Source organism: Janthinobacterium sp. LS2A (assembly GCF_036543145.1).
Classification (GTDB): domain Bacteria; phylum Pseudomonadota; class Gammaproteobacteria; order Burkholderiales; family Burkholderiaceae_D; genus Janthinobacterium; species Janthinobacterium aestuarii.
The window spans coordinates 531,389-554,303 of sequence record NZ_JAZHPB010000003.1 but is presented as its reverse complement, the minus strand read 5'-3'; the positions used below and the strand labels follow the sequence as shown (position 1 = coordinate 554,303).

Here is a 22,915-nt window from a genome sequence, read left to right as displayed (position 1 = left end):
AGGATCCGCTTGAACAAGACGATAGACATCCAGGCCGCCGTGGCGATTGCCGCGGCCGAAGCCATGGCAGCGAAGACGCAGGGCACGTTCGGCGTGGGCGGCGTGCTGCTCGATGGCGCCGGCAACGTGCTGCAATCGATGCACAACAACGTCGTGCGCCAGGGCCTGGTGTTCGACCCCACGGCGCATGGCGAGCGCCAGCTGGTGGACTGGTACTTCGCCGAGCGGGCCAAGGGCGTGCCCTTGCCGCCGCCGGGCGAGCTGACCATCGTCACCTCGCTCGACCCGTGCTGCATGTGCACGGGGGCGATTCTGGCGGCCGGTTTCAACGTGGTGGTGGCCGCACCCGACGTCAAGGCGGGCATCAATTACGATGGCAGCGCCACGTTCACGGCCTTGCCGGCGCCATTGCGGGGGCAGGCGGGACGCAGCTTTTGCTATCCGGCCGTGCGCGGCGCCACCGAATATGCGCGGCTGCCGTCCGGCGCCGCGCCCAAATCTTTTTTCATCGGAAAGAGCATCCACGAGGCGACGCAGGCACTGTGCTCGCTCGTTTTCGAGTCGACATCGGCGCAGGTGATGCAGCTGCTGAACGCGGGCGACGACGTGCATTTGCGCGATCCGGCCACCTTGCCGTCCGAGCATGCCGTGGTGCGTGCCTTGCGCCGCCGCTATCCTGACGCCCTGACTTACCGCTGCGAGCCGCATGCGCCCGATGCGGGCCTGGCGCCATTTCTGCAGGCGGCCATGGAGCAGGATGCGCGCGATGGCGGCCAGGGCGACGCGGCCGCCTTGCTCGATTCCTTCGGCAACCTGCTGCTATGCATGCCGGGCAAGTTGAACCAGTCGGCCATCCGCACGCCGTTCATGGAATGCACGCGCCAGTACGCGCAGCTGCGCTTCGAATTGATGGCGAATGCCGAGCCGGCGCTGCAGGAAGAAATCAAAAGCTACCTGGGCCACTCCAAGCACGGCACCTTCGTGCTGGCCATCGGCCCGGACGACGGCGCCGCCAGTTTCATGACCCTGGGCGCCTACGGCTCCACCATGGAAGGGGCGCTGCCGGAGAATAATCCCGCGCAGTTCCAGTACGTGCGCCCGGCCATGGGGGAGGACGCGCTGCTGGCGCTGTGCGAGTCGATGCCGCCGCTGTACCGCAAGCTGATACGCATCCGGCCGCGCCAGGTGGCGAGCGAGGACTTGATCAGCGCACTGGCCTAGGTGTCATCGTCCGGCAGGTTTTTTAGCAAGAAGTCGCGCACGTTTTCACCGGCGATGCGGCGGATCTGCGCTTCCGACAGGCCAGCGTCGAGCAGCGCCTGCGTCAAGCGCGGCAAGCCGGCCGCATCGATGGCCGTGGTGACGGCGCCGTCGAAGTCCGAGCCATAGGCCACGTGTTCGGCGCCGATCAGTTTGACCGTGTACTTGATGGCGCGCGCGATGGACGCCACGTCCTTGCCGCAGACGGCCGTATTCCAGAAGCCGATACCCACCAGGCCACCCTGGGCGGCGATGCGTTTCAACTGTGCGTCGCTGAGGTTGCGGCCGTTGGCGCAAGTGCCGCGCACGCCCGTGTGCGACACCATCACGGGGCGTTTCGCCATCGTCAACACGTCGTCGATGGTGGCCGGCGAGGCGTGCGCCAGATCGACGATCATCTTGCGCTGCTCCATGGCGCGCAGCCATTGCTTGCCCAGCGGCGTCAGGCCGCCTTTCTTCAAACCATGCTGGGAGCCGGACAGTTCCGTATCGAAGAAATGCGTGGGCGCGGCCATGCGGTAGCCGGCCCGGTACAGGGTGTCCAGATTATCCAGCTTGCCTTCCAGCGCATGTGCGCCTTCCAAGGTCAGCCAGCCGGCCAGCAGGGCGGGGTCTTTTTCGCGCGCGGCGATGAAGCTGCGCAGCTGGGCGCGGCTGCCGATGACCCGGACCTTGCCATCGCTCTTGGCCGCTTGCTGGCGCAGCTCATCGGCCTGATAGGTGGCGCGCGCCAGCAGGCTGTTCCAGGTGGCGGGCGGCAAGCCTTGCGCCGCCACCAGCGCCCTGATGTTGTCCGTGTCGCTGCCATTGCGTTCGATATTCATCTTGCGCGGCGTCTTGGTGACGACGGAAAACGCTTGCAGCGCTACGTTGGCGCGCTGCAGGCGGGGGAAGTCGACATGCCCGCGCTGGCTGTCGCGGTTCAGATTGCGTTGCCACAGCAGGCTGTCGGCGTGCAGATCGGCGATCCACAGGCTCTCGTGCAGGGTTACAGTAGCTGCCGATGGCGCCTTGCCGGACGGGGGATGGACGCGGTTGAGATGTTCGTCGACGAGGACGGGAGCGGACAGGAAGCCGCCGATCAGCGCAAGGCTGGCAGCGGTGAGGGCACTGATAATCATTGTTCTCCGTTTTACCATGGATCGTAGGTGCCCAGGCTCCAGATATGGCCTTCCGGGTCGCGGCAGGTAAAGCCCCGTCCGCCGTAATCTTCATCCTTGATGTCGAGCACGATTTCGGCGCCCGCTTCGCGCGCGCTGCGGTAGACGGCATCGGCATCGCTGACGACCAGGTAGCAGCTTTGCGTGTTGGCGCCGCCGACGTCGCCGGGCAGTTTCATCAGGCGACCATAGTCGCTGTCGATGGCGGGCGCCACCATGACCATGCCATTGCCAAAGCTCAGTTGGGCATGGGCGACGCCACCGTTGCCGTCAGGCACGATCAATTGTTTTTCAAAACCGAGCGCCTTGCACAGCCATTCGATGGCGGCAGGCGCGTCGCGGTAGCGCAGGCAGGGAATGGTCGTCGCTGCTGTCGCTTTTGCTGTCGTGGTCATCAGAAAACTCCTATGGCTGTGGGGGAGTAGCTTCGATCATGGATCCTGCGTGGCGTTCCGTATCAATACCATCCATCGGGATGGGCTTGACGCCCGTCAGTGCTGCGCCCATCCATAGTGCCATAGAACCATCATTGCACTCTTGCCATGATACAAATTTTTATTGCGGCGACTGCTGCGAGCCCGGTACTTTTTCGTCTGCGCCGGCATCGTCGCCGTTGCTTGCCCATTTCAGCAGCATGACGAGGGCAAACAGCATGATGGCCAGCGGCAAGATGGTGATCAGGAACGCCAGGCCCAGGCAGCATACCAGCAGCATGGGCCAGGGCATGGCGCGCAAGGCGGCCATGCCCTGGCGCGTGTAAGCGCACAGCTCGTTCCAGAAAGCGCTGAAGGAAGTGCTGCCCGGTGCCGAATTGATGTCTTTCATGCCGTTCTCCTGTCGTGTGGGTGCCGCTGCCGTATGCATGCTGGCAATGAAGCCACTATAGGAAAAACCTTGCTGCCGCGCATCGCGTATGCGACGAATGGCAGGAATGGCGGAGCGAACGGCGACAGGCAGGGACAAACGGCTATTCGAATACCTTGAGTTTCAGCTGGAAACTGAGCGCGCCATACAGGCGGTCCTTGTAGGACGGCACGATGGCGATATTCACGCCCACGCGCTGGTATTCATAGCTGATGGTGGGGACGAGGGCCGGGAACCAGCCGCCATCGCGCATCTTCGGATAGCCGCTGAAGCCGCCAACGACGGCGCCGATGCGCAGCGGGCCCACCTTGATTGGCTGGTAGTACACGCCCAGGTAGTTCGAGTAGGCGCGGTCGCTATTGTAGAAGCGGCCAGCCGTGACCGACGCGACCGTGGAAAAGCGGTATTCGGCGCCCAGACCCGGATTGCTGTCGTTCAGGTTCTTGTCGCGTTGAAAGTGATACGAATAAAAGCCCGCGTTGAGCCAGGTTTCGCTGAGCGGCTGGTTGTCGATCATGTTAAACACATCGGCGTGCGCGCCGCAGGCATATGCCAGCATCAGTGCGCCTAGGGACAATCGTTTCATGCGTGCTTCATCCTTATGATTTCGTACTCTGTGGGCCGGCCTGGTCTGGCGCTGCCGCGATCGTATCACCAAGTTGGCTGCGCTTCTAAGCAATATTGAAAGTGCAGAACAGGCGGCTGTTTGCCCGTCTGTTCAAAGCGTCATCGGGACGGCTAACGCGTTCTCCGGGCGGCGATAGAAGAATGATTCTCATTGAGCAACTATGTTTTCATTATTGTTACAAAAGTTGTTGGTTTGCGACATATCAAAGTCAATGGATATGATATTCTTGCGTCAAGTTAATTTTCTTTTTGGAAATAAAATGTCAATCATGCCTAAATCATCATTCGTACTCGTTCTGTCGACCGTGTTTGCCGCCAGCGCCGCGCAAGCCGGTGTTGTCGATTTGGGCATCGGTGGCGCCAATTTATATTCCCTGAGCAACTTCAGCGCATCCGGCAGCGATGTCGAAGGCGGCGTGCTGGTGGCCGGCAATCTGACGGCATCGAACTATTCTGTCAATGACAAGAACAAGGACGCCTACGTCACGCACGGTAATACCGGCTATGCGCTGGTCGTTGGCGGCAACCTGAACTACAGCTCCGGTTCTATCAAGAACGGCAATTACTTTGTGGGCGGCAGCACGACGACGAGCAGCGTGGGCCTGAACACGGCGACCAAGACGACGGCGTCGCCCGTATCGTTTGCCTCGACCTCGGCCCAGCTGAAAAATACTTCGGCCTCACTGGCGAACGTGGCATCCACGGGAAGCAGCTCCGTGGCCTACGGCGGCATGACCCTGAAGGGCGGCACGGGCGGCGTGCAAGTGTTCGACCTGACTTCCGCAGCCCTGGGCGGGGTGAACAACTTCAAGTTCAGCAACCTGCACACGAACGACACCCTGATCCTCAATATCAGCGGCACGAATGTTAACCTGTCCGGCGGCTATGGCGATTTCAGCAAATACAATGTGCTGTACAACTTCTATGAAGCGCAGACGATCACCCTGAACGGCGTGGGCCTGTACGGCAGCGTCCTGGCGCCGCTGGCGACCATGGCCGGTGGTAACGGCCAGATCAACGGCGACGTGGTCGTGGGTAACTGGGCTTCGAACATCCAGGTCAACGCCAGCCACTCTTTCAACGCCACCAACGTGGCCGGTTATGTCTCGGCCGTGCCGGAACCGGAAACCTATGCGATGCTGCTGGCAGGCCTGGGCCTGGTTGGCTTCATGGCGCGCCGCCGCAAGAGCAAGACGGCAGCGTAACGTTCGCGCTGTTCGGGAAACCGCCTTCAAGGCGGTTTTTTTTCGCCTGCCGGCGGCATGGACACGGCCGCCAGCACCATGTGCGCGATCAGGATTTCCGCATCCTCGTAATCCTTGCGCGTGAGCTGCCTGCGTTCCAGCACCAGGGCCATCTGCGCCGAAAAATCCGCATACGATTGCGTCATGGCCCAGATGGCGAACATCAGGTGCGTGGCGTTGACGGGCGCGATCCTGCCGGCCGCGATCCACGCTTCAAAGACGGCGATATCCTTGCGCAGCAGGGGCACGACCCGGTCGCGTATCTGCGCGCCGTACAGCGGGGCGCCATTGATCACTTCCAGTGCATACACGCGCGAAGCCCATGGCTGTTCGCGCGAAAAACGCAGCTTGGCGCCGATATACGCGCGCAGCACGTCGCGCGGCTCGTCGTGTGCATTGGCCAGCATGTCCATGCGCGCCAGCCAGTCGTCGAGCACGTCGTCGAGCACGCGCTGGTACAGCAGCTGCTTGGACGGGAAGTAATACATGAGGTTTTGCTTCGACAGGCCGGCCCGCTCGGCGATCGTGGCGATCGACGCGCCTTCATAGCCGCTTTCCGCAAACGCGCGCACGGCTTGCTCGAGGATGTCCGCTTCCAGGCGGTCGCGGTTTTGCAGGCGCCGGCCGCCGGCATTTTTCACGAGAAGGGCAGGGGATTTGTCGCTGGCCATGGCGGTTTCTTTAGCGTGGGCGGATCGATTGCAGGAATGCCTGCAGCACGGGGGTATCGGTGTAGGCCACGTTGAAGCGGAACCACACCGTCTCGGGCACGCGCAGCATGAAAAATTCGTTCGGCGACAGCAGGATGCCCGCCTTCAAGGCCATGTCGGCGATGATCTTGCCATTCCATTCCGGCGTCTGCACGTCGGGCCAGCCGGCGCTGACGAACATGCCGCCGCGCGGACGCGCCACGGGCGCCATGCCCGCCTGTGCCAGGCAGTCGATGCTGCGCTCGCGGGCCGCATCGAGCTGCGCCACCAGCCGCTCCACCATGCGCTTGTAGGGCCGCGCGGAGATGGCATGGTAGACGGCGCGCTCGTTGATTTCCGACGTCGTCAACCCCGCCAGCATCTTCACGCGCACCAGTTCCGCCACCAGCGACGGCGAGGCGCAAATCGACCCCACGCGCAGCACGGGCGACAGGGTCTTGGAAAAACTGCCCACGCGGATCACGCGGCGCAAGCCGTCCATGGCCGCCAGCGACGCTTCGCCGCGCGCCGCCAGCTCGCGGTAGATATCGTCTTCCACCAGCCAGAAATCGAATTGCTCGGCCAGTGCCAGCAGGCGGTGCGTCTGCGCCTGGCTGAGCGAAGTGCCCAGCGGATTTTGCAGCACCGTGTTGACGAACATCAGCTTGGGCTGCGTGCGCGCGGCTTCGCTGGCCAGCGCATCGAGGTCGAGACCCGCCTCGCCGCGTGCAATGCCGACGGGGATGCAGCCGTGGTGGCGGATCAGCGACTGCAGATTGCTGTAGCCGGGGTCTTCCACCAGCACCGTGTCGCCCGGCTTGGTCAGGCTGCGCAGGATCAAGTCAAAAGCATGCGTGGCGCCATGCGTCAGCAAGACCTGGTCGGGCTCCACCTGGAACAGCTCTTCCGACAGGCTGCTGGCCAGGTGCTGGCGCAGCGAGGGAAAACCGAGCGGGTGGCCATAGCCGCGCAGGCGGCTGGCGGGTATGCGCATGGCCTGGCGCACGGCATCGAGCACGGTCGCCTCGCCATACATTTCGGGCGGCAGCCAGCCCGCGCCCACGGGCAGGGCGTCGGACACGCCCGAATACAGATCGGGCGTGAGGGCGTCGATGGCGGTGGGACTAGCGTGTACGGTGCTCTGTGGCGTCGCGGCGATATCGTGGCGCGCGACGAAATAGCCGGAACCGCGCCGCGACGACAGCAAGCCGAGGTTGACCAGGCGATCGTACGATTCGACGACGGTAAACGTCGACACGCCATTGCAGCGGGCGAACTGGCGCACGGACGGCATGCGCGTGCCGATGCGCAGGGCGCGGCTGCCCACCATGACGCTGATGGCGATGACGATCTGCTCGACCAGGCCGCCCTTCTTCTGGCGGTCGATGTCCAGCACGGGCCAGCCACTTGCTTGCTCGGGGGCATCGTCTGTGCTGTCGCTGTGCTTCACGGTGGCTCCTTTCTGCTCAAGTAACCCCCAATAAATTCTTGTGATTTCTGACTTTCATAACCGGCGCTCTGCAGCGTTGCCTGCTGCTAGCAGTGCTTACACTGCGCCGCAACAGGCGCCTTGCATAGCATCCGGTTCTGTTTGTCATAAATTCACAATAATTTCCCGGAGATTACTTAACACAAAAACTGTAGTGGTTTTTCGACCTGTACGGTTGGGATACTTTGCCGTTTGTGTATCTGTGCCATTGGGGATGGCCTGTCTATTATTACATCAGCTTTTTGCCAACTGGTAAATTATTTTACGCATCGTCAAAAACGATCCTGGCCCCGCGCCAGCCCATCCCAAGGAGAAGGTCATGAACGAAACAAGGCCGGAATCGATGTCGGCATTCTGGATGCCGTTTACGAATAACCGTGATTTCAAAGCCAACCCGCGCTTGCTGGTGTCGGCCGAAGGCATGTACTACAAGGACGTCGATGGCAACGCCATCCTCGATGGGACGGCCGGACTGTGGTGCGTGCCGTGCGGCCATGCGCAGCCGAAAATCGTCGGCGCCATCCGCGAGATGGTGGGCCAGCTGGACTTCGCGCCCACCTTCCAGATGGGCCATCCGGCCGCCTTCGAGCTGGCGGAAAAACTGATGGATTACACGGGGCATAAATTTGGCCACGTCTTCTACACCAACTCCGGCTCCGAGGCCGTCGACACGGCCTTGAAGATCGCGCTGGCCTACCACCGGGCGCGCGGCGAGGGCGCGCGCACGCGCCTGATCGGCCGTGAACGCGGTTACCACGGCGTGGGCTTCGGCGGCATTTCCGTGGGCGGCATCGGCGGCAACCGCAAGACCTTCGGCCCCTTGCTGCCGGGCGTGGACCACCTGCCGCACACGCACAACCTGGACAAGAATGCCTACACGGTGGGCGAGCCCGAATACGGCACCCATCTGGCCGATGAACTGGAACGCATCGTCGCCCTGCACGACGCGTCGACGATCGCCGCCGTCATCGTCGAACCGGTGGCCGGTTCCACGGGCGTGCTGATCCCGCCGAAAGGCTATCTGAAACGCTTGCGCGAACTGTGCACCAAGCACGGCATCCTGCTCATCTTCGATGAAGTCATCACGGGCTTCGGCCGCATGACGACGCCGTTCGCGGCTGATTATTTCGACGTCGAGCCGGACCTGATGACGACGGCCAAGGGCCTGACCAACGGCATGGTGCCGATGGGCGCCGTCTTCAGCAAAAAATACATCCACGACGCCTTCATGGATGCGCCAGCCGGCATCGAACTGTTCCACGGTTACACGTATTCCGGTCATCCGCTGGCCTGCGCCGCCTCGCTGGCGACCCTGCAAGTGTTCGAAGAACAGGACATCCTCGGCCACGCCAAAGCGATGCAGGCATATTGGAGCGACGCCGTGCATTCCCTGAAAGGCTTGCCGCACGTGATCGACTTGCGCAGCATCGGCCTGATCGCCGGCATCGAACTCGATCCCATCGCCGGCAAGCCCGGCACGCGCGCCTTCAACGCCTTCAAGCAGGCCTTCGCCGACGGCGTGCTGATACGCACGACGGGCGACATCATCGCCCTGTCGCCGCCGCTGGTGCTGGAAAAACAGCATGTCGACGAGTTGTTTGGCAAGCTGGCCAAGGTCCTCAAAAATCTCGATTGAACGGCAAACTCAAACAAAACCCGGGGTCAGACCCCCTCATCCATTAGCGTCGACTTTTGCGTTAGCGGCATTGAGGGTCTGACCCCAGCCTCTGCCCTTGGGGTTAAAAAGGAACACCATGACTGATCTCGACACCATCACCCACTACATTAACGGCGCCAAAGTCGACACCCAAAGTGGCCGCTATGGCGACGTCTACAACCCCGCCCTGGGCGAACCCGTGGCCAGGGTAGCGCTGGGCGCTGTGGAAGACGTCGACGCGGCAGTGCAGGCGGCGGCCGCCGCCTTTCCCTCGTGGTCGGCCACGCCGCCATTGACGCGTGCGCGTGTTCTGTTCCGCTATCTGCAGCTGTGCCAGCAGCATACGGACGAATTTGCCGCCATGCTCACGCGCGAGCATGGCAAGACCTTTGCCGATGCACAGGGCGAAGTGGCGCGCGGCATCGAGATGGTGGAATTTGCCGTCGGCATTCCGCAGCTGCTGAAAGGCGAATTCACGGACCAGATTTCGCGCGGCATCGACGCCTGGTCCATGCGCCAGGCACTCGGCGTGGTGGCCGGCATCACGCCATTCAATTTCCCCGTGATGGTGCCGATGTGGATGTTCCCCGTCGCCATCGCCTGCGGTAATACCTTCGTCTTGAAACCGTCCGAGCGCGATCCGTCGGCGTCCCTGCTGCACGCGAAACTGCTGAAAGAGGCGGGCTTGCCCGACGGCGTCTTCAACGTGGTACAGGGAGATAAAGTGACGGTCGACGCCCTGCTTGATCACCCTGTCGTGCAAGCGATCAGCTTTGTCGGCTCCACGCCAATCGCCGAATACATCTATGCGCGCGGCAGCGCCAGCGGCAAGCGCGTACAAGCCTTGGGCGGCGCGAAGAACCACATGGTGGTGATGCCCGACGCGGACATGGACATGACGGTCGATGCGCTGATCGGTGCGGCCTACGGTTCGGCGGGCGAGCGCTGCATGGCCATCTCCGTGGTGGTGGCGGTTGGCGACGCGGGCGACAAATTGATCGATGCACTGGCAACGCGCACGGCCGCACTGAAAGTGCGCGACGGTATGGAAGATGGTGCGGAAATGGGTCCCGTCGTGTCCCTGGCCGCCAAGCAGCGCATCGAAAAACTCATCGCCTCGGGTGTGGAGCAGGGGGCAACTCTCGTCGTCGATGGCCGCAACCATGTGGTGCCGGGCCGCGAGAACGGCTTCTTTGTCGGCGGCACTTTATTTGACCACGTGACGCGCGACATGAGCATCTACAAGGAAGAAATTTTCGGCCCCGTGCTGTGCGTGCTGCGCTGTCCTGACGTGGTGCACGCGGTGGAACTGATCAACGCCAACGAGTATGGCAACGGCGTGGCCATCTACACGCGCGATGGCGGCGTGGCGCGCGAATTCGTGCGCCAGATCCAGGTCGGCATGGTGGGCGTCAACATTCCCTTGCCCGTGCCGATGGCCTTCAACAGTTTCGGCGGCTGGAAGCGCAGCATGTTCGGCGACCACCACGCGTATGGGCCCGAAGGCGTGCGTTTCTACACGCGCCACAAGGCCGTGATGCAGCGCTGGCCGAACACGGCAAGCGCTGGTGTGGAATTTGCTTTTCCCCAGATGAAGTAAGGGTTTCAAATCACAAGCCGGCCGCACATAACAAGAGGAATACGCGATGATCGAGTCTTTGAACTATTTGCCCCATCCCGCCCTGCCCAACGAGGAACTGGCGGGCCATTTCAAGGACCTGGCGCCGCCGCTCACGGCGCGCCAGGCCGCCATCGAAAGCGCCCGCTGCCTGTATTGCTACGACGCGCCGTGCAGCCGCATCTGTCCGTCGGAAATCGACGTGGCCAGCTTCATCCGCAATATCCACGACAAGAACATCAACGGCGCCGCCGCCGGCATCCTGAAACAGAACATCCTGGGTGGCAGCTGCGCCAGGGTCTGCCCGACGGAAATCCTCTGCGAAGACGTCTGCGTGCGCAACCACGACGCGGAAGGCCAGCCCGTCAAGATCGGCCTCTTGCAGCGCTACGCCGTCGACCACATGCATTTTGCACAGCACCCTTTCAAGCGGGCGGCCGCCACGGGCAAGACCGTTGCCATTGTCGGCGCGGGCCCTGCCGGCCTGTCGTGTGCGCACCGCCTGGCCATGCTGGGCCACGACGTGGTGATCTTTGAAAAGGAAGACAAGGCAGGTGGCCTCAATGAATACGGCATCGCCAAGTACAAGCTGACGGACGATTTCGCGCAAAAGGAAATCGACTTCCTGCTGGACATCGGCGGCATCGAGATTCGATGTCGCCAGGCGCTGGGCGAGAACGTGCAGCTGCGCGACTTGCACGCGCAGTACGACGCCGTCTTCCTGGGACTGGGCCTGGGCGCCAGCCGCAAGCTGGGCTTGACGGGAGAGGATGCGCCGGGCTTGCTGGCCGCCGTCGATTACATCGCCGCGCTGCGCCAGGCGGACGACTTGGCCGCGCTGCCCGTGCCGAAGCGCGCGATTGTGATCGGCGCCGGCAATACGGCCATCGACATGGCCGTGCAGATCCAGCGCTTGGGCGCCGAGGAAGTCACGCTCGTCTACCGGCGCGGTTTCGACGCCATGACGGCCACCCACCATGAACAGGAAATCGCCAAGGCGAACCAGGTGCGCATGCTGACGTGGGCCCAGCCGCAGCAAGTGCTGCTCGACGCTGGCGGCAAGGTGGCCGGCATGCGTTTCGAAAAAACGGCCATGCAGGGCACGCGTCTGGCGGGAACGGGGGAAACGTTCGACGTGGCGGCCGACGCCATCTTCAAGGCCATCGGCCAGAGCCTCGACACGGAAGTGCTGCATGACCCGATGGCGTCGCTGCTGAAACGTGAAGGCGACAAGATCGCCGTCGATGGGGGCTTTCGCACGGTGCTGCCGGGGATCTATGCGGGCGGCGATTGCGTGGCGCCGGGGCAGGACTTGACGGTGCAAGCCGTCCAGCATGGCAAGCTGGCCGCACTGGCCATCCATTCCGATTTGTTCAATAAAGTGGAGGCTGCATAATGGCTGATCTCAGCATCGAATTTTGCGGCATCAAGGCGCCGAATCCCTTCTGGCTGGCGTCCGCACCGCCGACCGACAAGGCCTACAACGTGGTGCGCGCGTTCGAGGCGGGGTGGGGCGGCGTCGTGTGGAAAACCTTGGGTGAAGACCCGGCCGCCGTCAACGTCTCGTCGCGTTATTCCGCCCTGTACGGCAAGAACCGCGAAGTGGTCGGCTTCAACAATATCGAGCTGATCACCGACCGCTCGCTGGAGATCAACCTGCGCGAAATCACGCAGGTGAAAAAGGACTGGCCCGACCGTGCCATGATCGTCTCGCTGATGCTGCCTTGCGAAGAACGCTACTGGGCCGACATCCTGCCCAAGGTCGAGGCGACGGGGGCGGACGGCATCGAACTCAATTTCGGCTGCCCACACGGCATGCCTGAGCGGGGCATGGGCGCGGCCGTGGGCCAGGTGCCCGAGTACGTGCAGATGGTCACCGCCTGGTGCAAAAAGCACAGCCGCTTGCCCGTCATCGTCAAGCTCACGCCCAACATCACGGACGTGCGCATGCCGGCGCGCGCGGCCAAGGCGGGCGGCGCGGATGCCGTCTCGCTGATCAACACCATCAACTCGATTACCTCGCTGGACCTGGACCGCATGGTGGCCCTGCCCATCGTGGGTGGCGCCAGCACGCACGGCGGTTATTGCGGCTCTGCCGTCAAACCGATCGCACTGAACATGGTGGCGGAAATCGCCCGCGATCCGCAGACGCGCGGCTTGCCCATATCCGGTATCGGCGGCATCGGCAACTGGCGCGACGCGGCCGAATTCATCGCCCTGGGCGCGGGCTGCGTGCAGGTGTGCACGGCCGCCATGCTGCATGGTTTCCGCATCGTCGAAGAGATGAAGGATGGCCTGTCGCGCTGGATGGATGAAAAGGGTTATGAACGCATCAGCGACTTTTCCGGCAAGGCCGTGGCCAACACGACGGACTGGAAATACCTGGACATGAATTACCAGGTCATCGCGCAGATCAACCAGGACGACTGCATCAAATGCGGCAAGTGCTACGTGGCTTGCGAAGACACGTCGCACCAGTCGATTGCGCAGCTGATCGACGCCGCCGGCACGCGCACCTATGAGGTGATCAAGGATGAATGCGTGGGCTGCAACTTGTGCGAAATCACCTGTCCGGTGCAGGGCTGCATCACGATGGTGCCGCAGACAACAGGCAAGCCGTACATGAACTGGACGCAGGATCCGCGCAACCCTCGGGCATTGGCGGAGTCGGCATAGGGCACGGTTATTGCGTGCGTTTTATTTGTAAACAGCGGCCGGCCTTTGCGGTAAGCTAGATTGACTTAAAGGTCGCGCCGTTTCTATAAAACCGATTCCCTCCCAACCGATGGAGCATACCTGTGAACCACGACTATTCAGGCAACACGCAACTCTGGAATGAAGACCTGGCGCCCACCACTGCGGCGCAGCGCACCTGGCGCTGGTATCACTTTGCCGCGCTGTGGGTGGGCATGGTGATGTGCATTCCCGCCTACACCCTGTCGGCCAGTTTGATCGACAGCGGCATGTCCGGTTACCAGGCCGTGCTCACGGTATTTCTCGCCAACGCCATCGTGCTCCTGCCCATGCTGCTGATCGGCCATGCTGGCACCAAGTACGGCATCCCGTATGCCGTGCTGGCGCGCGCCTCGTTCGGTACCATGGGCGCTCGCTTGCCCGCCCTGATGCGCGCCATCGTCGCCTGCGGCTGGTACGGCATCCAGACCTGGTTCGGCGGGCAGATGATCTACACCCTGATGGGCGTACTGGTGGGCCATGAGCTGGGCGGCGAGAAGATCGCGGGCCTGGGCATCAACGGCAGCCAGCTGCTGTGCTTTTTGGCGTTCTGGGCCATCCAGTTCTATTACATCCTGCACGGCATGGAATCGATCCGCAAGCTCGAAACCTACACGGCGCCGCTGAAAATCCTCATCTGCTTCGTGCTGCTGTACTGGGTGCACAGCAAGGCCGGCGGCGTGGCCAGCCTGCTGGACCAGCCATCGCAGTTCATCCCCGGCGGCAAAAAGGCGGGCCAGTTCTGGAGCGTCTTCTGGCCATCGCTGACGGCCATGGTGGGCTTCTGGGCCACCTTGGCATTGAACATCCCCGACTTCACACGCTTCGCCAAGACGCAGCGCGACCAGGTGATTGGCCAGTCGATCGGCTTGCCCGTGCCCATGGGTCTCCTGGCCATGCTGGCCGTCATCGTCACGGCGGGTTCCGTTGTAATGTACGGCAAGGCCATCTGGGACCCTGTCGACCTGGCCAGCCGCATGACGGGCGCCGCCGTGCTGATCGCCCTGATCATTCTCCTGATCGATACGGTCAGCGTCAACCTGGCGGCCAACCTGGTGGGCCCGGCGTACGATTTTTCCTCGCTGGCGCCGAAGCAGATTTCGTACAAGATGGGCGGCTACATCACGGCCTTCATCGCCATCGTCATGATGCCGTGGAAGGTGCTCGAGTCGACGCAGGGCTATATCTTCACGTGGCTGATCGGCTACTCGGCCCTGCTGGGACCCATCGCCGGCATCCTCATCGTCGACTATTATTTTGTGCGCAAGACGCAGCTTGATGTGAAGCAGCTGTACCGCGACGACGGCGTCTACTCATATGGCAATGGCTGGAACATGGCGGCGCTGATCGCCTTTGTTATCGCCGTGCTGCCGAACATCCCGGGCTTTTTGAATGCGGCCTTTCCCACGGCGTTTCCCGACGTGGCCGAAGGCTTCAAAACCATCTACACCTACGCCTGGTTCGTGGGCGTGGCCATCGCCGCCGTCGTGTACGGCGTCATGATGAAGGGCAAGGCCGTGGCGCACGTGCAGCAGGCGCCGCAGTCGTAATCACTGAAGGAGACAAGATGACTACACTGATACGTGGCGGTACCGTCGTCAACGCCGACCGCGCGTTTCGCGCCGATGTGCTGATCGAGGGTGACATTATCGCCGCCGTCGGCGAGAACCTGGCCGTACCGGCAGGGGCTACCGTGATCGACGCGGGCGGCCTGTACGTGATGCCGGGCGGGATCGATACGCACACGCACATGAACTTGCCCTTCATGGGCACGGTGACGTCCGACGATTTTTTCACGGGCACGGCGGCGGGGCTGGCAGGCGGCACCACGACCATCATGGATTTCGTCATTCCCGCGCCGAAGCAATCCTTGATCGAGGCCTATCACCAATGGCGCGAGTGGTCGGCCAAGGCGGCCGGCGACTATACCTTCCACGTGGCGATCACATGGTGGAGCGAGCAGGTACATGCGGAGATGGGCACCCTCGTGCGCGAGCATGGCGTGAACAGCTTCAAGCACTTCATGGCCTACAAGAACGCCATCATGGCCGACGATGAAACCCTGGTGAAAAGCTTTACCCGTTCGCTGGAACTGGGGGCGCTGCCCACCGTGCATGCGGAAAACGGCGAGCTGGTTTTTCAATTGCAGCAAGCGTTGCTGAAAAAAGGCATCACCGGACCGCAGGCGCATCCGCTGTCGCGCCCACCGGCCGTGGAAGCGGAAGCGGCCAACCGCGCCATCGCGATTGCCAACGTCCTCAACACTCCCGTGTACATCGTGCACGTCTCGTGCGCCGAGTCGCTCGACGCCATCACACGGGCGCGCGCCAACGGCCAGCGCGTGTATGGCGAAGCGCTGGCGGGCCACCTGGTGATCGACGACAGCGTCTACCAGAGCGATGATTTCGATTACGTGGCCGGCCACGTCATGAGCCCGCCATTCCGCGGCAAGCACCATCAATCGGCCCTGTGGCATGGTCTGCAAAGCGGCAACCTGCACACGACGGCCACCGACCACTGTACCTTCTGCGCCGAGCAGAAGGCGGCCGGCAAGGACGACTTCACGCGCATCCCGAACGGCTGCGGCGGCGTCGAGGAACGCATGGCCGTCGTGTGGGACGCTGGCGTCAATTCCGGCATGCTCACGCCTTCCGAATTCGTCAAGGTCAGTTCCACCAATGCGGCGCAGATTTTCAATATGTATCCGCGCAAGGGTGTCATCGCCGCAGGCAGCGATGCCGACATCGTGCTGTGGGACCCGCAGGGCACGCGCACCATTTCCGCCGCCACGCAGTTCGCCAAGGGAGGCTTCAATGTCTTCGAAGGGCGCACCGTGCGCGGCATCCCCAGCACCACGATTGCCGCCGGCAAGGTGGTGTTTCACCAGGGCGAACTGATGGCCGTCGAAGGGGCCGGGCGCTATATCGAGCGTCCCGCCTTTTCCGCCACGACAGCATAAGGAGTTGACGATGGATGCATTGCGTATCAATGGCGAACGATTGTGGGCGGCCCTGATGGAGCTGGCGCAGATTGGCGCGACAGCGAAGGGCGGCGTCAAGCGCCTGGCCCTGACGGACCTGGACAAGCAGGGACGCGACCTCGTGGTGGGCTGGGGGCGCGAAGCGGGCATGAGCATCACGATTGACCAGATCGGCAACGTCTTCATGCGCCGTGACGGCGTAGATAACACCTTGCCGCCCGTGATGACGGGCAGCCATATCGACACGCAACCGACTGGCGGCAAGTTCGATGGCAACTACGGCGTGCTGGCCGGACTGGAAGTGGTGCGCACACTGAACGATCTGAAGATCAAGACGCAGGCGCCCATCGAAGTGGCCTTCTGGACCAACGAGGAAGGCTCGCGTTTCGTGCCCGTGATGATGGGTTCCGGCGTATTTTGCGGCGCCTTTTCGCTCGAAACGGCGTATGCAGCGAAAGACACGGAAGGCAAAACCGTGGGCGAGGAACTGGCGCGCATCGGATACAAGGGCGAGCAGGTGCCGGGCGACCATCCGATCGGCGCCTACTTTGAAACGCATATCGAACAGGGCCCCGTGCTGGAAGATGCCGATAAAGTCATCGGCGTCGTGCCTGCCGTGATGGGCTTGTCGTGGTACGACTGTGTGGTGACGGGCATGGAAGCGCATGCGGGTCCCACCCCCATGGGCTTGCGCAAGGATGCGCTGCAGGTGGCCACCACCATCATGCAGGAAGTGGTGGCGATTGCCAACCGCTACCCGCCGTACGGGCGCGGCACGGTGGGCATGGTGCAGGTGTTCCCGAACAGCCGCAACGTGATTCCCGGCGAAGTCAAATTCAGCATCGACCTGCGCAATGTGAACGACGAACTGCTCAACACCATGCATGGCGAAATCACGGCCTTCATCGATGCCACGCGCGACAGGACGGGCCTGGGCATTTCACTGGAACGGGTGTCCTACTACCCGCCATGCCCGTTCCACCCCGACTGCGTGGGCGCCGTGCGCAACGCCACGGAAAAACTCGGCTACTCCGTGATGGACGTGGTGTCTGGCGCCGGCCACGACGCCATCTACGCGGCCCGGCTGGCGCCGGCCGGCATGATCTTCGTGCCATGCAAGGACGGCATCAGCCACAATGAAATCGAAGACGCCAAGCCCGAGCACCTGGAAGCGGGCTGCAACGTGCTGCTGCACGCGATGCTGGAGCGGGCCGTGGCGGTGTAACCTTATGGCTTCGGCTGGAAGCCGCGCAAAAACGCCAGCAGCGCGCGCGCCGCGATGTCGGCGTCGTCGGCCGTCATGGTTTCCAGCGGGTTGTGGCTGATGCCGCCATTGCCGCAACGGGTAAACAGCATGGCCACGTCGGTGATGGCGGCCATGGCCATGGCGTCGTGGCCGGCGCCCGACAGCAATGCGTATGGTTCGATGCCCACCGATTCCACGGCTTGCGCCAGCTGCGCCATCAGCCACGGTGCGCACGGCGCCGCACGCGCCGACAGCAGCAGTTCCAGCTGGTAGTCGATCTGGCGCCGCGCGCAGATGGCGGCGATGCCATCGAGAATATCGTCGACGGCGCTCTGGCGCACGGCATCAACGGCTGCGCGGATATCGAGCGACAGGGTGCAGGCGCCGGCGATCACGTTGACGGAGCCGTTGGGCACGTGCAGCTGGCCCACGGTGCCCACCAGCGCTTCCCCCTGGCTGCAGCGCTGTTCCACCAGCAGGATGATTTCGGCGGCAGCACTGGCCGCGTCCTTGCGCATGGTCATGGGCGTGGTGCCCGCGTGGCTGGCCACGCCGCCAAGATTGACCAGGTAGCGCGAGCTGCCGGCAATCGCCGTGACGATCCCCAGCGGCAGGTCGCGCTCGAGCAGCACGGGACCCTGCTCGATATGCACTTCCACATAGCCGAGCAAGCTGGCGGGATCGCGTGCGATGGCGCCGATGGCGCCCGCCTCGTGGCCGGCGGCGGCCAGCGCGTCGCGCATGCTCACGCCGTCCGCGTCTAACTGCTCCAGCAGCGACACGTCGAAGTTGCCCGTGACGGCCGTGCTGCCCAGGAACGTGCTCTTGAAGCGCACGCCTTCCTCTTCGGCGAAGCCGACGACCTCGAAGTGAAACGGCAGCTTTTCGCCCCGTTCGTGCAGGTGGCGCACGACGGCAATCGGCAGCACGATGCCCAGCCGGCCATCGTACTTGCCGCCGTTGCGCACCGTGTCGTAGTGCGATCCCGTCATCAGGGTTTTTGCATCGGGGATATCGGACAGATAGCGGCCGACGACATTGCCGACGGCGTCGATGTGTACCTGCATGCCAGCCTCCCGCATCCAGTCGGCCAGCTGCGCGGCCGTTTTCTGGTGCGCCGGTGTCAGGTAGGCGCAGGTCAGGTTGTAATCGCTGTCGCTCCAGCCGGCCAGGGTTTCGGCCTGCTGCATGATGGCCGGGCCGAAGTCCAGGCGCACGTCGAACAGCTCGTTCAGGCGCAGCTCGGCGATGCGCTTGATCTGCCGCAGCGACTCGGCCAGTTCATCGGCGTGGCGGTTCTTCAGGCGGCGCGCAAACGTGGCGATGATGTCCTGGCGCGTCAAGCCTTCGCCCGTCGGGCCCTTGACGGCCAGGATGAAGGGAAAGCCGAACTTGGCGTTGTAGTCGCTGTTCAGGCGCTGCAGGGTGGAAAATTCGTCGGCGCTGCACAGGTTCAGGCCGGACTTGGCCTGTTCGCGCGTCGATTCCGCCGTCAGTTGCCCGGCAATGGCGGCCTTGCCGGCCAGCTCCGGGTGGGCGCGGATCAGCCCCAGCTGCTCTTCAGGCGAGGCTTGCGCCAGCACGCGCTGCAGTTCCGTCTTGAGTGCCGTCAGGCTGGCAAACGGCCGGGCGGCGGCCGCGCGCTGGGCGATCCAGGGCGAATGTTCGTAGATGCCGTGCAGCCGTACGATAAAGTCTGCCGGGCTGCCGGCGTTCAGGTCTGAAAGGGTGGTCATGGTTTTCCGATCATGCAAGCGGTGATGATAGCGCCCCGTTCTGCGTCCATTATATGCGCGCGCTGATAGCGGCTATCGCTGCACCAGCGCCTTGGCGGCCGCGCTGACCTGGTCGCGCAGCCATTTGTGCTCGGGCGCCTGGTGCACGCGCTGGTGCCACAGCTGGTAAAAGCGCATCGGCGGAAATTTCAGGGGCACAGTGTACGTTTTCAGCGGCAGGGTCTTTTCGTAGAAACGCATGAACTGCCGGCCCGTGGTCAGTACCAGGTCCGTCTGCGTCAGCATGTAGGGAATCAGGCCGAAGTACGCCGACTCCACCACGACGTTGCGCTGCAGGTTTTGCCGTTCGAGGAAGGAATCGATCACGCCGTGGTAGCCGGGCATCATCTGCGACGGCGCCACGTGGGGCAGGCTCAGATAATCGTCGAGGGTCATGGCGTCGCTGGCCGTGCGCCGCGCATAGGCGTTTTCCGCATGCATGGCGCAGATGATGGGGTCCTCGAACAGCTTCGAGATATGCAGGTGCGCGGGCGGCTCGTCCCAGTTGGCGATCACCAGGTCCAGGCCACCATCGGACAACTGGCGGATATGGTCGATGCCCGGCCCCAGGCTATGCAGCACGACGCGGCTTTTCGGCGAACCGCGGCGCAGCAGGGCCACCACGTTGGGCAGGAACTGGCTGTCCAGGTAGTCGGGCGCGGCGATGTGGAAGGTGCGCGCCTCTTCCTGCGCCACGAACGGCGTCTTCTTGACGAACAGGCTTTCCGTCTGGTCGAGGATGCGCTTGGCCGGATTGAGCAGGCTTTCGCCATGCTGGGTCGGCACCATGCCGCGCGCGCCGCGCACGAGCAGCGGGTCGCCCGTCAATTCGCGCAGCTTGCGCAAGGAGGCGGAAATCGAGGGCTGAGGCTGATTGAGCTTCAATGCCACGCGCGAGACATTCTTTTCCACCAGCAGCAGGTAGAGGATGCGGATCAAATGCAGGTCGAGGTGCTGCGGCAGGCTGGACATGTGGCGGTGGCCCTGTTGTATATCGATTTGAATATGTCAAATATACGATATTTTTCATGTGATGGGCGGTAAATCCGTTTATCTTGTGTAGATTGGCACGAATATTGGTTCGGTCTGACTAGAGGAAATTTATGGAAGTATTTGCCTACCTGATCCCGTACGGCCTTGAGTGGCTGAACCTGATCGTCCGCTGGCTGCACGTCATCACGGGCATCGCCTGGATCGGTGCTTCCTTTTATTTCGTCTGGCTCGATAACTCGATCCGCCCACCCGCGCCCGGCTCCGAGCTGGCGAAGAAGGGCGTGTCGGGAGAATTGTGGGCCGTGCATGGCGGCGGCTTCTACAACCCGCAAAAATACCTGGTGGCGCCCGCCGAACTGCCGAAGGAGCTGCACTGGTTCAAGTGGGAAGCGTATTCCACGTGGCTGTCCGGCTTTGCGCTGCTGACGATTGCCTATTATTTCAATGCGCAGGCCATGATGATCGACAAGGCCGTGGCGGACATCTCCAGCGGCCAGGCTGTCGGCATCGGCATCGCCACCCTCGTCATCGGCTGGACCGTGTACGATTTGCTGTGCCGTTCCCCGTTGGCCAAACATGAACTGTGGTTCGGCGTGACGGTGTTCGCGCTGATCGTCGGCGCCGCCTACGTGCTCACGCATTTGCTCAGCGGGCGTGCCGCCTACATCCACGTGGGCGCCATGATCGGCACCATCATGGTGGCCAATGTGCTGATGCTGATCATTCCCGGCCAGCGCAAGATGGTCGAGGCCATGGCGGCCGGCAAGCTGCCCGATCCGAAGCACGGCTTGAAGGCCAAGCAGCGCAGCGTGCATAACAATTATTTTACGTTGCCCGTGCTGTTCATCATGATCAGCAACCATTACGCGATGACCTACCGGAATGACCACGCGTGGCTGGTGCTGGCGCTGATCATGGCGGCCGGCGTCTTCATCCGCCACTTCTTCAATCTGCGCCACAAGGGGCGTGTCGAGTGGCGTTATCCGGCTCTCGGCGTGGCGTTGCTGCTGGCTGTTGCCGTCGCCATCGCACCGAAGGTGCCAGCACCGGTAGCTGCCGTGGCCGCGGTGGACCCGGCCGCGCAGTTCAAGGCCGTGCATGCCATCATCGCCCAGCGCTGCGCCACCTGCCATTCGGCCCAGCCCACGCAGCCGGGCTTCGCCACGGCGCCGGCCGGCATGATGCTCGATAATGAAACGGAAATACGCCAGCATGCGGCGCAAATCTACAAGCAGGCCATCGAGCTGAAAGCCATGCCGATCGGGAACCTGACGAATATGACGGAGGCCGAGCGCAGCGAGCTTGGCGCCTGGCTGCAACAGACCATGCAAGGAGCAAAATGACTACGCACGCAGAAAAAATCACGGCCTGGATCGACGAGCACTTCGACGAGGAAGTCGCATTTTTACAGCAGGTGGTGCAGCAGCCGACGGATACGCCGCCCGGCAATAACGCGCCCCATGCGGACCTGGTGGCGCAGCTGCTGCAGGCGTATGGCTGGAACACTGAAAAGCACGCTGTGCCGGCGGACCAGGTGGAAGCATATGGCATGCAGAGCATCACCAACCTGATCGTGCGCCGCCCATACGCGGCGGGCGGGCCGACCGTGGCCCTGAATGCGCATGGCGACGTGGTGCCGCCCGGCGACAACTGGACGTATCCGCCGTATGGCGGGCAGATTGACGGCGGCTATATCTATGGCCGCGCGACGGCCGTCTCGAAAGGTGACTTCGCCACCTATGTGTTTGCCGCGCGCGCGCTCGAAGCCCTGGGCATTCCCTTGAAGGGCCAGTTGGAACTGCATTTTACGTACGACGAGGAATTCGGCGGCTTGCTGGGGCCGGGCTGGCTGCTGGAACAGCAGCTGACGAAGCCTGATTTCGTCATCGCCGCCGGTTTCAGCTACGGCATCGTCACGGCGCACAACGCCTGCCTGCAGCTGGAAATCACCGTGCACGGCAAGTCGGGCCACGGCTCGATGCCGGAGACGGGACACGATGCGCTGCAGGCGGCCAACAAGATCCTCAATGCCATCTATGGCCAGCTGCCGGAGCTGAAAAAGATCAAATCGAAAGTCGCCGGCATCGACTCGCCCACCATGCTGGTGGGCCGCATCGACGGCGGCACGAACACCAATGTGGTGCCAGGCAAGGTCGTCATGAAGATGGACCGCCGCATGATTCCCGAAGAAGACCCGGTGGCGGTGGAGGCGCAGGTGCGCGCGCTGATCGAGGACGCCGTGCGCGGCGAGCCTGGCATCCGCCTCGAGATCCGTCGCCTGCTGCTGTCGCACGCGCTGCGGCCCTTGCCCGGTTCCGAACAGCTGGTCGGCAGCCTGCAGAAAAACGCGCAAGCGATTCTGGGCGAGACCATTCCCGCCGTCGGCACGCCCCTGTATGCGGATGCGCGTCTGTATGGCGAGCGTGGCATTCCTGCCGTGCTGTATGGCGCCGGCCCGCGCACGGTGCCAGAGTCGAACGCGAAGAAGGCCGACGAGCGCCTGGCGCTCGACGATTTGCGCAAGGCGAGCAAGATCGTGGCCCTGACCCTGCTCGACTTCCTGGGCGAGAAATAGGGCGG

At 62.9% G+C, this 22,915-nt stretch carries 19 protein-coding genes; 11 read left to right on the top strand and 8 right to left on the bottom strand.

Annotated elements, in window-relative coordinates; translation table 11 throughout:
• Positions 1–3: 3 nt before the first annotated feature.
• On the top strand, positions 4–1,221 hold the full coding sequence (locus V3C40_RS12640; protein WP_331777617.1) for a nucleoside deaminase: 1,218 nt from the start codon (positions 4–6) through the stop codon (positions 1,219–1,221).
• Here V3C40_RS12640 and V3C40_RS12635 read toward each other — a convergent pair.
• The 4 genes from V3C40_RS12635 to V3C40_RS12620 all read right to left on the bottom strand — a co-directional run bounded on the left by V3C40_RS12635 (position 1,218) and on the right by V3C40_RS12620 (position 3,870).
• On the bottom strand, positions 1,218–2,381 hold the full coding sequence (locus V3C40_RS12635) for a dipeptidase (protein ID WP_331777598.1): 1,164 nt from the start codon (positions 2,379–2,381) through the stop codon (positions 1,218–1,220). The two genes, V3C40_RS12640 and V3C40_RS12635, sit on opposite strands and share 4 nt — an antisense overlap.
• A gap of 11 nt (positions 2,382–2,392) precedes the next feature.
• The gene (locus tag V3C40_RS12630; RefSeq protein ID WP_128140497.1) at positions 2,393–2,815 is read right to left on the bottom strand and encodes a VOC family protein; all 423 of its coding nucleotides are present in this window, start codon (positions 2,813–2,815) and stop codon (positions 2,393–2,395) included.
• 160 nt (positions 2,816–2,975) lie between these two features.
• The gene (locus V3C40_RS12625) at positions 2,976–3,245 is read right to left on the bottom strand and encodes a hypothetical protein (protein ID WP_034754563.1); all 270 of its coding nucleotides are present in this window, start codon (positions 3,243–3,245) and stop codon (positions 2,976–2,978) included.
• 142 nt (positions 3,246–3,387) lie between these two features.
• Positions 3,388–3,870 carry a hypothetical protein gene (locus V3C40_RS12620; RefSeq protein ID WP_034754565.1) on the bottom strand — a complete coding sequence of 161 codons (483 nt, stop codon included), beginning with the start codon at positions 3,868–3,870 and terminating at the stop codon, positions 3,388–3,390.
• A gap of 310 nt (positions 3,871–4,180) precedes the next feature.
• Between V3C40_RS12620 and V3C40_RS12615 the strand changes: the two genes are divergently transcribed.
• Positions 4,181–5,116, top strand: a complete 936-nt coding sequence (locus tag V3C40_RS12615) for a choice-of-anchor A family protein (RefSeq protein ID WP_331777597.1) — start codon at positions 4,181–4,183, stop codon at positions 5,114–5,116.
• Between the two features lie 26 nt (positions 5,117–5,142).
• On the opposite strand, the gene V3C40_RS12610 is transcribed toward V3C40_RS12615, so the two are convergent.
• Positions 5,143–5,826 carry a TetR/AcrR family transcriptional regulator gene (locus V3C40_RS12610; protein WP_219330077.1) on the bottom strand — a complete coding sequence of 228 codons (684 nt, stop codon included), beginning with the start codon at positions 5,824–5,826 and terminating at the stop codon, positions 5,143–5,145.
• A 10-nt stretch (positions 5,827–5,836) separates the two neighbouring features.
• Positions 5,837–7,294: an aminotransferase-like domain-containing protein gene (locus tag V3C40_RS12605; RefSeq protein WP_331777596.1), complete on the bottom strand. Its 1,458-nt coding sequence runs from the start codon at positions 7,292–7,294 to the stop codon at positions 5,837–5,839.
• 358 nt (positions 7,295–7,652) lie between these two features.
• On the opposite strand from V3C40_RS12605, the gene V3C40_RS12600 reads away from it, so the two are divergent.
• From V3C40_RS12600 to V3C40_RS12570, 7 genes are all read left to right on the top strand, one after another.
• Positions 7,653–8,969 carry an aspartate aminotransferase family protein gene (locus V3C40_RS12600; RefSeq protein WP_139090116.1) on the top strand — a complete coding sequence of 439 codons (1,317 nt, stop codon included), beginning with the start codon at positions 7,653–7,655 and terminating at the stop codon, positions 8,967–8,969.
• Between the two features lie 118 nt (positions 8,970–9,087).
• Positions 9,088–10,590 (top strand): CoA-acylating methylmalonate-semialdehyde dehydrogenase, encoded by a 1,503-nt coding sequence (locus tag V3C40_RS12595; protein ID WP_331777595.1) that lies wholly within the window; start codon positions 9,088–9,090, stop codon positions 10,588–10,590.
• 46 nt (positions 10,591–10,636) lie between these two features.
• Positions 10,637–12,004 carry an NAD(P)-dependent oxidoreductase gene (locus V3C40_RS12590; protein WP_331777594.1) on the top strand — a complete coding sequence of 456 codons (1,368 nt, stop codon included), beginning with the start codon at positions 10,637–10,639 and terminating at the stop codon, positions 12,002–12,004.
• Positions 12,004–13,284 (top strand): NAD-dependent dihydropyrimidine dehydrogenase subunit PreA, encoded by a 1,281-nt coding sequence (preA, locus tag V3C40_RS12585; RefSeq protein WP_331777593.1) that lies wholly within the window; start codon positions 12,004–12,006, stop codon positions 13,282–13,284. Before V3C40_RS12590 ends, preA begins: the two co-directional genes overlap by 1 nt.
• A gap of 122 nt (positions 13,285–13,406) precedes the next feature.
• The gene (locus V3C40_RS12580) at positions 13,407–14,891 is read left to right on the top strand and encodes an NCS1 family nucleobase:cation symporter-1 (RefSeq protein ID WP_072454245.1); all 1,485 of its coding nucleotides are present in this window, start codon (positions 13,407–13,409) and stop codon (positions 14,889–14,891) included.
• Between the two features lie 17 nt (positions 14,892–14,908).
• Positions 14,909–16,300, top strand: a complete 1,392-nt coding sequence (gene hydA / locus V3C40_RS12575) for a dihydropyrimidinase (RefSeq protein ID WP_331777592.1) — start codon at positions 14,909–14,911, stop codon at positions 16,298–16,300.
• A 10-nt stretch (positions 16,301–16,310) separates the two neighbouring features.
• Positions 16,311–17,546: a Zn-dependent hydrolase gene (locus V3C40_RS12570; RefSeq protein ID WP_219330070.1), complete on the top strand. Its 1,236-nt coding sequence runs from the start codon at positions 16,311–16,313 to the stop codon at positions 17,544–17,546.
• 2 nt (positions 17,547–17,548) lie between these two features.
• On the opposite strand, the gene V3C40_RS12565 is transcribed toward V3C40_RS12570, so the two are convergent.
• The gene (locus V3C40_RS12565) at positions 17,549–19,303 is read right to left on the bottom strand and encodes an allantoate amidohydrolase (RefSeq protein WP_331777591.1); all 1,755 of its coding nucleotides are present in this window, start codon (positions 19,301–19,303) and stop codon (positions 17,549–17,551) included.
• Positions 19,304–19,375: 72 nt separating this feature from the next.
• On the bottom strand, positions 19,376–20,314 hold the full coding sequence (locus tag V3C40_RS12560; protein ID WP_034754583.1) for a LysR family transcriptional regulator: 939 nt from the start codon (positions 20,312–20,314) through the stop codon (positions 19,376–19,378).
• A 131-nt stretch (positions 20,315–20,445) separates the two neighbouring features.
• Between V3C40_RS12560 and V3C40_RS12555 the strand changes: the two genes are divergently transcribed.
• Positions 20,446–21,678, top strand: a complete 1,233-nt coding sequence (locus V3C40_RS12555; protein ID WP_331777590.1) for a urate hydroxylase PuuD — start codon at positions 20,446–20,448, stop codon at positions 21,676–21,678.
• Positions 21,675–22,910 (top strand): M20/M25/M40 family metallo-hydrolase, encoded by a 1,236-nt coding sequence (locus tag V3C40_RS12550; protein ID WP_331777589.1) that lies wholly within the window; start codon positions 21,675–21,677, stop codon positions 22,908–22,910. Before V3C40_RS12555 ends, V3C40_RS12550 begins: the two co-directional genes overlap by 4 nt.
• Positions 22,911–22,915 lie beyond the last annotated feature (5 nt).